The following is a 13,722-nucleotide window of genomic DNA, read 5'->3' on the forward strand; positions in this document are numbered from 1 at the left end:
GGCCATGCAGTGCCCCGTTGACGGCGAGACCCTGGTGATGACCGAACGCAGCGGGGTCGAGATCGACTACTGCCCCAAGTGCCGGGGCGTGTGGCTCGACCGCGGCGAGCTGGACAAGATCATCGACCGCGCCGCGCCGCCCGAGCCGCCGGTGGTGATGCAGCCGCCGCCCCAGCCGGGCTTCGTCGCCCCGCAGGGCTCGGGCGCCTTCGCCCCCGCGCCCGCCGCCCACCCCGCCGCCGCGCCAGACCTGCACGGCGCCCCGCAGTTCCGGGGCGAGCCGGGCGGTGGGCGCCCTGACGATTGGCGCTCGGACGACCGGCGCCCCGATGACTGGCGCCACGACGAGCGGCGCGAGGCCGACCGCTACGGCGACCGCTACGACGGACGCCGCCGCGACCGTGACCGCGACGATGATGACGACGACGACCGCCGCTATCGCAAGCGCAAGCGCGAGTCGTTCCTGTCGGACCTCTTCGACTTCTGAACGGGGCCGTTCGCCCGGCCCCGCCCCTCCCCCGCCCTGATTCTCGACTGCAAGTCCCTGGCTCTTAACGGTTTCTCAATCTCCTGCGCCTAGACGGTTGAATTGGGCCGACGGGTTGTGACAGGTTCGCCCCCTTCACAACCCTGCGAGTCCCGATGACGAGGATGAGATGACAGACCCCACCCGCCAACCCGGGGCGCGTGACCTGACACGCGCCGACACCGACCAAACCGACCCCGCCGCGGATCGCCTTGTCCCCGAGGCGGACCTGGCCGAGACGGCAACCGAGCCCCTGCCCGAACCCGAGGGGCCGACCGAGATCATCGAGACCCCCTACGAGATCGGACAGGACAACGTCAGCCGCGCCGTCACGTTCGAGATCGACATCCACAAGGTGGTCTTCATCGTCTCGGCCGTGGTGATCGCGCTCTTCACCGTCGGCACCCTGGTCGGGCAGATCCTGACCGCCCAGCCCCCCATCGACGGCGTCGCCCAGCCGAGCGGGGTCGAGACCGCCTTCACCAGCCTGCGCGGCGCGCTGACCGGCAACCTCGACTGGTTCTTCCTCGCCGCCGGCAACGTCTTCGTGCTGCTCTGCCTCGGGCTGATCGTCTCGCCGCTGGGCAGTGTCCGGCTGGGGGGCCCCGAGGCGTCGCCCGACTTCTCGCTCTTCGGCTGGTTTGCGATGCTGTTCGCGGCCGGCATGGGCATCGGGCTGATGTTCTACGGCGTCAGCGAGCCGCTGGGCCATTTCGACGCCGCCCTCGGCGGCGTGGTGATCGAGGACGGCGTGCGCACCGACTGGGCCCCGCTCGAGGGCGCCGCAGGCGATCCCATGGCCGCCCGAAGGCTGGCGATGGCGGCCACGATCTTCCACTGGGGGCTGCACCCCTGGGCGATCTATGCGGTGGTGGCGCTGGCGCTGGCGCTGTTTTCCTACAACAAGGGCCTGCCGCTGACGATGCGCTCGGTCTTCTACCCGCTCTTCGGCGAGCGGATCTGGGGCTGGCCCGGCCACATCATCGACATCCTCGCGGTGTTCGCGACGATCTTCGGCCTGGCGACCTCGCTCGGCTTCGGGGCCGAGCAGGCGACGGCGGGGCTGCATTACCTCTTCGGCATCCCGGCCTCGCTGACGACAAAGATCGTGGTGATCATCGCCATCACCATCGTCGCCGGCCTGTCGGTCGGGCTGGGGGTCGAGCGCGGGGTCAAGATCCTGTCGCAGGCGAACATGATCCTCGCCATGCTGCTGCTGGCGTTCATCATCGCGGTCGGGCCGACCTGGCAGATCGCCACCGGCTTCTTCGGCAACCTGTCGGCCTATGCGCGTGACCTCGTGCCGCTGTCGAACCCGTTCGGGCGCACCGACGACAACTTCCGTCAGGGCTGGACGGCCTTCTATTGGGCGTGGTGGATCAGCTGGTCGCCGTTCGTGGGGATGTTCATCGCCCGCGTGTCGCGCGGGCGCACGGTGCGGCAGTTCCTGACCGCGGTGCTGGTGATCCCGGCGCTGATCTCGGTGCTGTGGATGACCGCGCTCGGCGGGACGGCGATCACGCAGTATCTCGGCGGGTTCACCGGCGCGGTGGACGCGGCGCTCGAGCTGCAGCTCTTCCAGATGCTCGGGCAACTGCCGCTCGCGCAGGTGACCAGCCTGATCGGCATCGTGCTGGTGATGGTGTTTTTCATCACCTCGGCCGATTCGGGGTCGCTGGTGATCGACACCATCGCCGCCGGCGGCAAGGTCGACGCCCCGGTGCCGCAACGGCTGTTCTGGGTGAGTGTCGAGGGGATGCTGGCCATCGCGCTGATGCTCGGCGGCGGCCTCACCGCACTGCAGGCGATGGCGGTCTCGACCGGACTGCCGTTCACGCTGGTGCTGCTCGGGGCGAGCTACGCGATCATCAAGGGGCTGATGGGCGAGCGTCGCGAGGTCAAGGCCGCGGACTGAGGCCGTTCCCCGAACAACGAAGGCCCGGCGCGTGCCGGGCCTTTTTTGTTTTGGAACAGTTGTCTGGGGGGATCCCACCGGGCGCGCAGGCGGAGCGTAGTGTTTCCGGCGTGTCGGTGATGCGGGGGATTGGGGCTGCACCGCGTCACGCGAGCCGGGCCTTCAACAGAGACAGGCCCCGCAATGCAGCGGGACCTGTCGCTCCTCCCCCGATTGGCGGCTGGGCCTCCCCGCCGTGCCGCCCGGGTATTCGTCTCGTCAGCGCGTTGCCGCCTCGGCGATCAACTCTGCCTGACGCACGATCACTTGTGCCTGACGAATCGACGCGATGTCAACCAGTCGACCTTTGTATACCGCGGCCCCGGCCCCGGATTTCTGCGCCGCATCCATCGCGGCGAGGATCTCGCGCGCTTCGCCCACCGCGGCCTCGGACGGCGAGAACACCTCGTTGGCGAGCGCCACCTGGCTCGGATGGATCGCCCATTTCCCGACCATGCCCAGCGTCGCCGAGCGCAGCGCCTGGGCGCGGAACCCGTCCTGGTCGCTGAAATCCCCGAACGGGCCATCGACCGGCAGCACCCCGTGGGTGCGGCAGGCGGCGACGATGGCGGCCTGCGCCCAGTGCCACGGGTCGGACCAGTATTTCTGCCCCTCGCGGGCCATGTAATAGTTTTCCTGGGTGCCGCCGATCCCGGTCGTGGCCATCCCCATCGAGGCAGCGAAGTCCGCGGCGCCGAGGCTCATCGCCTGCAGGCGCGGGGTGGCGGCGGCGATCTCCTCGACATGGGAGATGCCGGCGGCGGATTCGATGATGACCTCGAAGGCGATGGGCTTGGTGCGGCCCCTGGCCTTCTCGATCCCGGTCACCAGCGCGTCGACGGCGTAAAGGTCCATCGCGTTGCCGACCTTCGGGATCATGATCTGGTCGATGCGGTCCGAGGCCTGTTCCAGCAGGTCCACCACGTCCCGATACCACCAGCCGGTGTCGAGCCCGTTGATCCGCACCGACAGCGTCTTGGTGCCCCAGTCGACGTCGCCGATGGCCTGGATGACGTTCTTGCGCGCCTGTTCCTTGTCGTCCGGCGCGACCGAGTCCTCGAGGTCGAGGTTGATCACGTCCGCCGCCGAGGCCGCCATCTTTTCAAACAGTTGCGTCCGCGACCCCGGGCCGAAGAGCTGGCAGCGGTTGAGGCGGGCGGGCGGCTGGGGTTGCAGGCGGAAGGACATTTCGGACCTCGGAACGGCAAGGATGTTTCGTCATGAGCTGCGCCGGTGATAGATAATTGCTGCGCCTGCATCAAGCGGTTCTGCGGCTGCACGGGCGCCCGCGGGCATTGAAGCACCGCGCGGATTGGCGCAGAACACCCCCGATCAGAGAAACCCCGGAGAAAGCCCATGTCCCGCATCGTCCATGTCAACGGCGCCCTGCTGCCCGAGGATCAGGCGACCGTCTCGGTGTTCGACCGCGGCTTCCTGATGGCCGACGGGGTCTATGAGGTGGTCAGCGTCCTCGGCGGGAAATTGCTGGACTTTCAGGGGCATATGACGCGGCTGGCGCGCTCGCTGGGGGAGCTCGGGATCGCCAACCCGCATGACGAGGCGACCTGGCTGGAGCTGCACCGCCAGCTCGTCGCCGAGAATGCGCTCGAGGACGGGATGGTCTATCTGCAGGTCACCCGCGGCAATCCGGGCGACCGGGATTTCGCCTTTCCGCCCAAGGAGTTGCCGCCGACCGTCGTGATGTTCACACAGTCGAAGCCGGGGCTCGCGGACAATCCGGCGGCGCATACGGGCTGGAAGGTCTGCACCCTGCCCGACATCCGCTGGCACCGCCGCGACATCAAGACGGTGCAGCTTCTCTATCCGTCGATGGCGAAGATGGAAGCGAAAGCAAGGGGTTGCGACGACGCCTGGCTGGTCGAGGACGGGTTCGTGACCGAGGGCACCTCGAACAACGCCTATATCGTCACGGGCGGCGCGATCGTCACCCGGGCGCTGTCGCACGACATCCTGCACGGGATCACCCGCGCGGCCGTGCTGCGGTTGGCGCGCGAGGCGCAAATGACTGTCGAGGAACGGAATTTCACCGTCGCGGAGGCGCAGGCGGCGGACGAGGCGTTCATCACCTCGGCCTCGGCCTTCGTCATGCCGGTGGTCGAGATCGACGGTGCGACGCTGGGCGACGGCACGCCGGGCAAGCTCGCCCGGCGGCTGCGCGAGATCTACCTCGAGGAGTCGCGCAAGACCGCGGTCTGAGGCGCAACGGCAGCGCGCGCTGCACCGCGCAACGGTGGCGGCGCGCGGGTCGCGGTTCGGGGTGTTTTCCCGGGAAATCGGCGAAAATCGCGATGCACGGCCCATGCAGGGTTCGTGCATCGTTCGTGCGATGTTCATGCACAGTTCATGCGAACGGTTTTGCGTGTCGGGACCGACGCAGAAGGGGGCGCTCGCGCCCCCTCGGCCGCGGGCGCGGCCTCACCCCCCGAGGATATTTTTGTCCAGCCCGAGGCGACGCGCGCCGGCGGCGGAGGCGACCTGCCGCGCGTGAGCGGTCAGGCCGTCACGGCGGTGCCGGGCAGGTCGCCGCGGCGGAGGGGTCAGGCGCCGGTGGCGGTGCTCTCGGCGGCAGGCTGGGCCTGGACCTGATAGCTCACGTCGCGCACCAGCGTGTCGCGCAGCGTGGTGACCAGATCGCCGTCGGCCATCACCCGCACGTTGTCGCCGTCCTGGACGAGCTCGATCCGCGGCGGGGCCTCGGCCGGGCCCTCGTACTGGATCACCACCCGGTCCTCGGGCGAATAGGCGATGGTCGAGTCGGGATAGGAGGTATGGACGAGGTAGTCGTCGCGGTCCTCGCCACCGTCGGCAAAGTCGCCCGCACCCAGCACGATGCGGTCGTCGCCCTCGCCGCCCATCAGCGAATCGGCGGCGTCGTCGGCCTGGTCGGCGGCGCCGATGGTGTCGTTGCCGTCGCCGCCGTCGATGGTGTCGCGGCCCGCACCGCCGTTCAGCACGTCGTCGCCGTCGTCGTTGTCGCCGGGCAGGATCAGGTCGTCGCCGGCGCCCGCATAGACGGTGTCGTCGCCGGTGCCGCCCTCGATCGTGTCGTTGCCGTCGGCCACGTCGGGGCCTGCGTCCGGGTCGCCGTAGAGGTCGTCGCCCTGGCCGAGGAACACCCGGTCGTCGCCCGCGTCCGCGATCACCGTGTCGTCGCCGAGGCCGCCGTAGATCCAGTCGTCGCCTTCGCCCGCGTCGATGGTATCCTCGCCCGCGAGGCCGCGCAGGATCTCGTCCCCGGCGGTGCCGTCGAGCTCGTCCGGCCCCTCGGTGCCGTCGATCATAGGCAGGTCGGGGACCGGCGTGCCCTCGTCGATCGGGTCATCGTCGCCGGTGCTGAGCAGGCTGCCCACGGCGGCAATGCCGAGCACCCCGAGCAGCAGCATGTACATCTGGTTCATCACGTCCCCCGAGCGTTGTGCGCGTTTTCCGAATCAATGCCCGAGAATCTGCGACAAGAACAGTTTGGTCCGTTCGGATTTCGGATTGTTGAAGAATTCGGTGGGGGTGTTCTCTTCGACGATCTGGCCCTGGTCCATGAAGATCACCCGGTTCGCCACCGCCTGCGCGAAGCCCATCTCGTGCGTGACGCAGAGCATGGTCATGCCGCCCTCGGCGAGTTCGATCATGGTGTCGAGCACCTCCTTGATCATCTCGGGGTCGAGGGCGGACGTCGGCTCGTCGAACAGCATGATCCGCGGCTTCATGCAGAGCGAGCGGGCGATGGCCACGCGCTGCTGCTGGCCGCCCGAGAGCTGGCCGGGATACTTGTGCGCCTGCTCGGGGATGCGGACCTCGCGCAGGAAATGCATCGCGGTCTCCTCGGCCTCGCGCCGGGGCACCTTGCGGACCCAGATCGGGGCGAGGGTGCAGTTCTCGAGCACGGTCAGGTGCGGGAACAGGTTGAAGTGCTGGAACACCATCCCGACCTCGGACCGGACCTTGTCGATGTTCTTGAGGTCGTTGGTGAGTTCGGTCCCGTCGACCACGATGCGGCCGGACTGGTGTTCCTCAAGCCGGTTGATGCAGCGGATCAGCGTCGACTTGCCCGACCCCGAGGGGCCGGCGATGACGATCCGCTCGCCGCGGCGCACGGTCAGGTCGATGTCGCGCAGGACGTGGAAGGTGCCGTACCACTTGTTCATCTTGTCGATCTCGATCGCCACCTGATCGCTGACGGTCATGTGGCTGCGGTCGACGGCCCGGTCGGGCAGGCGCTCGGCAAGACGCTCGGACGGGTGGGAGAGGTCGGTCTGGGTCATGGTCTTGGGCCTCTCAGCGGTGCTCGCGCTTCAGCCGCTGTTCCAGATGCATGGCATAGCGGGACATGGCGAAGCAGATGAAGAAGAAGATGGTGCCGGTGAAGACGTAGGGCTCCCAATAGGCGCCCTTCCATTCGAAGGTGGCGCGGATCGTGTCGGCCATCTGCTTCAGCGGGTCGAAGAGGCCGACGAAGGTCACGAGGGTCGTGTCCTTGAACATCCCGATGAAGGTGCCGACGATCCCGGGGATCGAGATCTTGAGCGCCTGCGGCAGGATGATGAGGCGCTGCGCCTTCCAGTAGTCGAGGCCGAGCGAATCGGCGGCCTCGTACTGGCCGCGGGGAAGGGCTGCGAGGCCGCCGCGGATCACCTCAGCCATGTAGGCGCTGGCGAACAGCGTCACCATGATGATGACCCGCAGGATGATGTCGAAGCTGGTGCCCGGCGGCAGGAAGTAGTTGAGCAGGATCGAGGCGACGAAGAGCAGGGTGATGAGCGGGACGCCGCGGATGAACTCGATGAACATCACGGCGAGCATCTTGACCACGGGCATGTTGGATTGCCGGGCCAGCGCGAGGATGATGCCCAGCGGCAGCGACATGACGATGCCCGCGACGCCGATGGTGATGGCGAGGAGGAAGCCGCCGAACATCCGCGATTCGACGTAAGGGATGGCGAGCGGCAGCATCGCCTGAAGGTCGGTGGCGGCTTGGGGACCGAGCCAGAGCCACCAGCCGATGGCGGCGGCGATGCCGAGGGCCGGGGCGAGGAAGCCGAGCCGCGCGGTGACGCGCCAGACGAGGAAGCCCGCGACGAACCCGGCGAGTGCCATGAGCGGCCCCCAGGCCGAGCCGCCCCAGAGCAGCCAGACCCCGAGGAACGGGAAGAGCAGGCTCGCCAGCAGCGACCAGCCGGGGCGGTACTCGATCAGCGCGGTCCAGAGCACGATGGTCGCGGCGAGGATCATCAGCACCCGCGGCGGCGCGCCCAGCGCCACGCAGGCGGCGAAGGCGGTGACGCCCGCCACCGCCAGCACCCCGCGCCTGAGCCGTGGGCTTTCCGAGAAGAGCACCGGGGCCACGGCGAAGAGCAGCAGCCCCCAGGTCGCGGTCGGGCGCCAGTAGAGCTGCGACGGGTAGAAGCCGTAGAGGAACTGGTTCCAGCGCTCGCGGATCACGGCGAAGCAGGCGCCGGTGGCGCCCTCGCCCGCGCGCTCGGCGATGATGCGCCGGCATTCGCCCATGCTGCCGGCGTTCCAGACGGCGTTGGCGAACCACGGCCAGAGGTGCGAGACGAGGTACCAGACCGCCGCCAGCCCCACGAGGGTCAGGATCGTGTTCGGCGGCCCCGAGAACAGGTTCTCGCGCAGCCACAGCACGGCGCCGGACTGGCGCGCGGGCGGGGCGGCCTGCGGCAGCATGGTGTCGCGGACGAAGGGGACGGTTTCGGCGTGCAGCTCGGACATCTCAGCGCTCCTTCAGCTTCACGCGGGCGTTGTAGACGTTCATCACCCCCGAGATGGCGAGGCTGATGGCGAGGTAGATCCCCATCATCACGATCATCGATTCCATCTCGCGCCCGGTCTGGTTCAGCGTCGTGCCGCCCAGGGTGGCGCGCAGGTCCGGGTAGCCCACGGCGATGGCGAGCGACGAGTTCTTGGTCAGGTTCAGGAACTGCGAGATCAGCGGCGGGATGATGACCCTGAGCGCCTGCGGCAGGATGACGAGGCCCATGATCCCGCGCGGTTGCAGGCCGAGGGCGGCGGCGGCCTCGGACTGGCCGCGGCTGACGGCGAGGATGCCGGCGCGGACGATCTCGGCGATGAAGGCGCCGGTGTAGAGCGAGAGCGCCAGCAGCAGGACGACGAAGCCGTTGTCGAGGTTGAGCCCGCCCGAGAAGTTGAAGCCGGTCAGCTCGGGGCGAATGAAGTGGACGCCGAAGACGCGCGACAGCACGATGAGCGGCACGAGATAGAGGGCGAGCGAGAACGGCCAGGTGAGCGGCCGCCGCCCAGTCGCGTCCTGCCGCGCCTGCGCCCAGCCCCTGAGCCAGCGGTGGATCAGCCAGGCCGCGACCAGCGCCACGACGAAGGCGAGGAACACCGTGTCGAGGCTGACCGGCCCCAGCGCCACGCTGCCCGGGTCGTGATCCACGGCGAGCCGCGGCACGGCGGTGTAGCGGTTGGTCGGCGCCACGCTGTCGAAGAGGATCATCTCGGCCTTCGCGTTGCCGTCCGCGTCGGGGCGGTAGTCGCGCGGGCCCGGCATCACCTCGGTGAAGAGGGCGAGGATCACGAGGATCCAGAGCAGCAGGGGGACGTTGCGGAAGATCTCGACATAGACGGTCATCAGCCGCGCCACGAGCCAGTTGCGCGAGAGGCGCAGCACGCCCACCAGCACGCCGATGATCGTGGCCAGCACGCAGCCGAGGGCCGAGACGAGCAGCGTGTTGGTCAGCCCCACCATCGCGGCGCGCAGATGCGTGTCGGCGGACGAATAGGGGATGATGTGGAACGGGATGTCATAGCCCGCCCGGTTCCACAGGAAGCCGAAGTCGAAGGTCTTGCCCTGTCGGGCGAGGTTCTGGACGGTGTTGTTCACCAGCCACGCCGCGAACAGCATGACGATGATGAACACCAGCGTCTGGATGGTGAGCGACCGGAACTTGCGGTCGTAGATCAGCATGGACAGCCGGAACGGGCGGTCCCCCGGCGCGGTGACCGGAGACATGGGCGACTTGGGCGCCATCGTCGACTCTCCCTGCGGGGCGGCGGCTCTGTCGTCCGCCTTGGACCGCGCGTCGTGTTGGGTCGTGGTGGGGGGGTCGGGGCGGCGCGAGGGCCGCCCGCGACCCGGCTCAGGTCAGGCCGCCCCGCGCGCGCCGGGCGCGCGGGGGGACGGCCCCGGCCCTCAGCGGAAGGGCATCGCGTACATCAGCCCGCCCTGGGTCCAGAGCGCGTTCAGGCCGCGCGCCAGCCCGATCGGGGTCTGCTCGCCGATGTTGGCGGCGAAGATCTCGCCATAGTTGCCCGAGGCGGCGATGGCGCGCTTGGCCCATTCCTTGTCCAGCCCCAGCATCGCGCCGTAGTCGTCGGTCGCGCCCAGCATCCGCTGCACGTCGGGGTTGGTCGAGGACTTCGACAGCTCCTCGATGTTGGCCGAGGTCACGCCGTATTCCTCGCCCGAGATGAGCGCGTAGAGCACCCAGCGGACAATGTCGCCCCAGTTGTTGTCGCCGTGACGCACCGCCGGCCCGAGCGGCTCTTTCGAGATGATCTCGGGCAGGATGATGTGGTTGTCGGGGTCGGCGAAGGCCGCCCGGGTCGCGGCCAGGCCCGAGGCGTCGGTGGTGTAGGCGTCGCAGGCCCCGGCCATGTACTGCTGCTCGCCCTCGGCGTTCGAGTCGATGTTGACCGGCTGGTAGGTCATGTTGTTGGCGCGGAACCAGTCGGCGAGGTTCAGCTCGGTCGAGGTGCCGGTCTGGATGCAGATCGTCGCCCCGTCGAGTTCCTTGGCCGAGCTGACGCCCAGGTCCTTGCGGACCATGAAGCCCTGGCCGTCGTAGTAGTTCACCCCGGCGAAATCGAGCTTGAGGTCGGTGTCGCGCTGGAAGGTCCAGGTCGAGTTGCGGGCGAGCACGTCGACCTCGCCCGAGGAGAGCGCGGTGAAGCGGGTCTGGCCGGTGGTGGGGATGTATTTCACCTTGGTCGCGTCACCCAGCACGGCGGCGGCGACGGCCTTGCAGATGGCGATGTCGAAGCCCGACCAGTTGCCGTTGGCGTCCGGCGCGGCGAAGCCGACGAGGCCGGTGTTGACGCCGCAGTTGAGCACGCCGCGCGACTTGACCTGCGCCAGCGTCTCGCCTTCGGCGGCCATCGCGGCGCCCGCCGCGAGCGCCGCGGTGGCGGCGGTGGCCAGGAACAGCTTGTTGAGCATGGGATTCCTCTCTGTTGGGCGCCCGGACTGTGTTGCCCGGTGCGGTTTTCTTGGATCGCTCTGGCCCGCTCGCGCGGGATGTCCCCCCGCGGCGTCGCACCGTATCGGCAGCATCTTGCCGGTCCCTCCCCACAGGTCAACCCTGTCGCGCAGGCCGGCCCCGTCGCGATCCGGCGCTGGTCAGACCGCAGGCACGAGCAGCGCGAGCAGCCGCTCGGCTACCCGCATCGCGTCGAGCCGGGCGGCGGCGGCGGCCTCGGCCTCGTCGTCGCGGCCCCATTGCTCGGCCTGGTAGTCCTCGTCGAGGCGGGCGAGCCGGTGCGCGGTGGCCGCGTCGATCCGCCCCTCGAGGACCGCGAGCCCGAGGATGAGCGAGCCGGGCAGCGTCACGAGGTCATGCAGCGCGGTGAGCTGCCACGGGGTCAGCCGGTCCAGCCGGTCGCGCAGGCGGGCGAGCGTCGCGGGGTCCTGCGGCACCGGGATCACCCCTTCGGTGATCCTGAGCGGCGCCTTGAGCGCCACCGCCGCCCAGTCGATCAGCGGGTCCCACTCGGCCGCCTGCCGGGTCGCCAGCACCTCGGGGTGGTCGGCGCGGTAGCTGAGCAGGTCGGTGCCGCCATACTCGGCCAGCATGTCGGCGACCGCGGCGAACTGCGGCGCGACCTTCTCGATGGCCGAGTTCGCGGCCCGCGTCAGCGGCATCGCGCCGGGGTCGATGCGGTCGGTCTGGGCGTCCCATTCCTCGGCGATGGCGCGGGCCAGCGCCTCGGTCGGCAGCACGAGGGGCAGCTTGCCCGGGGTGCGGATCGGCTTGCCGTCGAGCGTGACCTGCCAGCCGCCCGCGACCGGCTCGGCCGCGGTCCGGGTCCAGAAGCGGCGCGGAGCCCACTCGCTCATGCCAGCCACGCGTCGATCATGCGGCCGAGCGCGTCCATGTCGGGGGCGACGTCCGCCGCGCCGGCGGCGCGCAGCGCCTCGGGCGTGTGGTGGCCCCAGGCGACGCCGAGCGCGCGGACGCCGGCGTTGCCCGCCATCTGGATGTCGAAGCTGGTGTCGCCGATCATCAGCGCCTCACCCGCGTCCACGCCGGCGGCGGCGAGGCACGCCAGCACCATGCCCGGCGCGGGTTTCGAGGGGTGGTCGTCGGCGGTCTGGGTGGTCACGAACAGCCCCGCGATCCCGTGCGCCGCCAGCAGCGCGTCGAGCCCGCGCCGAGACTTGCCGGTGGCGATGGCCATCAGCACGTCCTCGCGCGCGGCCAGCCGGTCGAGGAGGTCGCGGGCGCCCTGAAACAGGGGCGATTCGCCGCCGCTGCGGGCGGTGAAGTAGTGGCTGCGGTAGGTCTCGACCACGCGGGCGCGGGCGGGTTCGTCCGCCTCGGGCAGAAGCGTGGCGACCGCAACCGGCAAGGACAGCCCGACGATGCCGCTGATCGCGGCCGAGGGCAGCGGCGGCAGGTTGGCCGCAGCGATCCCCGCGTTCATCGAATCCATGATGATCGCGTGGCTGTCGACCAGCGTGCCGTCCACGTCCCAGATGATCAGCCGCATCACGCGTCCTCGAACGGGTCGGCGGGCACGTCGTTCTCGTGCCAGCCGAGGGTTTTCCAGGTCCGCGCCATGTGGTCCGGCAGCGGGGCGGTCAGGGTGATCCGCTTGCCCGTGATCGGGTGGTCGAAGCTGATCTGCCGGGCGTGCAGGTGCAGCTTGCGGCTGATCTCTCCACCCAGTTGCGCGCCCCAGCCGTCGCCGAGGTTTTCCTGCCCCGAGCCGCCGTACTTGCCGTCGCCGATGATCGGGTGGCCGAGTTCGGCCATGTGCGCGCGCAGCTGGTGGGTGCGGCCGGTGACGGGGACGAGCGCGCACCACGAGACGCGGGTGCCGAGCCGGTCGAGCACGGCATAGTCGGTGGTGGCGCGCTTGGCGCCCTCGGTCTGGTCGACCTTGGCGGGGTGGACGGCGACCATCTTCTCGCCCTCGCCGCCGCGGCCGTGGCCGGGCGCCTTGACGAGGCCGAAGCGGACCGTGCCCATCGCGGGCGAGGGCACGCCCGCGACCGCGGCCCAGTAGATCTTGCGGGTGGTGCGGGCGCGGAAGGATTCCGACAGCCGCCGCGCCACCCGGTCGGTGCGGGCGAGCAGCAGCACCCCCGAGGTGTCCTTGTCGAGCCGGTGGACCAGCTTCGGCCGGTCCTTGTAGCCGAACATCAGCGCCGGGGTCAGGCCGTCCACGTGCCGGTCGCCCTGCCCCGAGCCGCCCTGGCTCGGCAGGCCCGCGGGCTTGTTCAGCGCGATGATGTGCTCGTCCTTCCAGAGGACGGCGGACTGGATCATCCGCGCGTCATCCTCGCGCGGGGAACGGGCCTGGGCGGGGGCGCGGGGGGCCTCGGGGGCTGCGTCGGGCAGCGGCGGGATGCGGATGTCCTGCCCCGCCGCGATGCGGGTCGCGGGCTTGGCGCGGGCGCCGTCCACCCGCAGCTCGCCCTTGCGGCACATCTTCTCGATGGCGATCTGGTTGAGCTGCGGAAAGCGTTTCCGCAGCCAGCGGTCGAGGCGCTGGTCGCCCTCGTCCTCTCCCACGCGCAGGGTCTGAACGCCACTCATGCCGGCCGCCCGAGGCTGAGGCCGAGCGCCAGCGCGGCGAGCGAGAGCGCCACCGAGGCGGCGACATAGCCGACCGCCAGCCCCTGCGCGCCGCGGGCCCACAGCGTCACCGCGTCGAGCGAGAAGGCCGAGAAGGTGGTGAAGCCGCCGAGCAGCCCGGTCATCAGCAGCGGCACGTGGGCGCCCGCGCGCGGCAGCAGCGCCGCGGCGAGCACGCCCATGGCCAGCGAGCCCGCGACGTTGACGATCAGCGTGCCGAGCGGGAAGCCGGGCGAGACGGCGGCGGCCGCCCGGGTGACGCCGTAGCGCGCCACCGAGCCCGCCGCCCCGCCGAGCGCGACCTGGAGAATGGGGTTCATCATGGGCTGACCTCTAGGGGGGTTGCGCTCAAAGTCAACCGGAACGCCCCGAAGGCCGGGGGCGCT

Annotated in this window: 12 protein-coding genes and 1 pseudogene; 3 read left to right on the forward strand and 10 right to left on the reverse strand. The window is 69.9% G+C overall.

Annotated elements, in window-relative coordinates; genetic code table 11:
• Window positions 1–4 precede the first annotated feature (4 nt).
• Together BLW17_RS18595 and BLW17_RS10335 are read left to right on the forward strand one after the other, a co-directional pair.
• Window positions 5–151 (forward strand): annotated as a pseudogene (locus tag BLW17_RS18595) (TFIIB-type zinc ribbon-containing protein); the annotation flags it as partial.
• A gap of 505 nt (window positions 152–656) precedes the next feature.
• The gene (locus tag BLW17_RS10335; RefSeq protein WP_081969142.1) at window positions 657–2,441 is read left to right on the forward strand and encodes a BCCT family transporter; all 1,785 of its coding nucleotides are present in this window, start codon (window positions 657–659) and stop codon (window positions 2,439–2,441) included.
• Between the two features lie 258 nt (window positions 2,442–2,699).
• Here the strand turns inward: BLW17_RS10335 and BLW17_RS10340 are convergent, their stop codons facing one another.
• On the reverse strand, window positions 2,700–3,668 hold the full coding sequence (locus BLW17_RS10340; RefSeq protein ID WP_036733857.1) for an L-malyl-CoA/beta-methylmalyl-CoA lyase: 969 nt from the start codon (window positions 3,666–3,668) through the stop codon (window positions 2,700–2,702).
• Between the two features lie 168 nt (window positions 3,669–3,836).
• On the opposite strand from BLW17_RS10340, the gene BLW17_RS10345 reads away from it, so the two are divergent.
• Window positions 3,837–4,697 carry a D-amino-acid transaminase gene (locus BLW17_RS10345; protein ID WP_036733858.1) on the forward strand — a complete coding sequence of 287 codons (861 nt, stop codon included), beginning with the start codon at window positions 3,837–3,839 and terminating at the stop codon, window positions 4,695–4,697.
• 341 nt (window positions 4,698–5,038) lie between these two features.
• On the opposite strand, the gene BLW17_RS10350 is transcribed toward BLW17_RS10345, so the two are convergent.
• The 9 genes from BLW17_RS10350 to crcB form a co-directional block, all read right to left on the reverse strand.
• Window positions 5,039–5,899, reverse strand: a complete 861-nt coding sequence (locus BLW17_RS10350) for a calcium-binding protein (protein ID WP_052176405.1) — start codon at window positions 5,897–5,899, stop codon at window positions 5,039–5,041.
• 33 nt (window positions 5,900–5,932) lie between these two features.
• Entirely contained in the window at window positions 5,933–6,760 is an 828-nt protein-coding gene (locus BLW17_RS10355) for an amino acid ABC transporter ATP-binding protein (protein WP_052171906.1), read from the reverse strand.
• A gap of 13 nt (window positions 6,761–6,773) precedes the next feature.
• Complete coding sequence (locus BLW17_RS10360) at window positions 6,774–8,225, reverse strand: amino acid ABC transporter permease (protein WP_036733860.1); 1,452 nt, start codon at window positions 8,223–8,225, stop codon at window positions 6,774–6,776.
• A 1-nt stretch (window position 8,226) separates the two neighbouring features.
• Window positions 8,227–9,489, reverse strand: coding sequence for an amino acid ABC transporter permease (locus tag BLW17_RS10365; RefSeq protein ID WP_036733875.1), 1,263 nt, complete (start codon window positions 9,487–9,489; stop codon window positions 8,227–8,229).
• Between the two features lie 180 nt (window positions 9,490–9,669).
• On the reverse strand, window positions 9,670–10,695 hold the full coding sequence (locus BLW17_RS10370) for an amino acid ABC transporter substrate-binding protein (RefSeq protein WP_036703421.1): 1,026 nt from the start codon (window positions 10,693–10,695) through the stop codon (window positions 9,670–9,672).
• Between the two features lie 180 nt (window positions 10,696–10,875).
• Entirely contained in the window at window positions 10,876–11,592 is a 717-nt protein-coding gene (locus BLW17_RS10375) for an ATP12 family chaperone protein (RefSeq protein WP_036733862.1), read from the reverse strand.
• Window positions 11,589–12,245: an HAD-IA family hydrolase gene (locus BLW17_RS10380; RefSeq protein WP_036710619.1), complete on the reverse strand. Its 657-nt coding sequence runs from the start codon at window positions 12,243–12,245 to the stop codon at window positions 11,589–11,591. Before BLW17_RS10380 ends, BLW17_RS10375 begins: the two co-directional genes overlap by 4 nt.
• Entirely contained in the window at window positions 12,245–13,297 is a 1,053-nt protein-coding gene (locus BLW17_RS10385) for an RluA family pseudouridine synthase (protein ID WP_074826548.1), read from the reverse strand. Before BLW17_RS10385 ends, BLW17_RS10380 begins: the two co-directional genes overlap by 1 nt.
• Window positions 13,294–13,659, reverse strand: a complete 366-nt coding sequence (gene crcB / locus BLW17_RS10390; RefSeq protein WP_036735663.1) for a fluoride efflux transporter CrcB — start codon at window positions 13,657–13,659, stop codon at window positions 13,294–13,296. The genes BLW17_RS10385 and crcB overlap by 4 nt, the downstream gene beginning before the upstream one ends.
• Window positions 13,660–13,722 lie beyond the last annotated feature (63 nt).

This window comes from Paracoccus sanguinis, from assembly GCF_900106665.1.
Taxonomy (GTDB): domain Bacteria; phylum Pseudomonadota; class Alphaproteobacteria; order Rhodobacterales; family Rhodobacteraceae; genus Paracoccus; species Paracoccus panacisoli.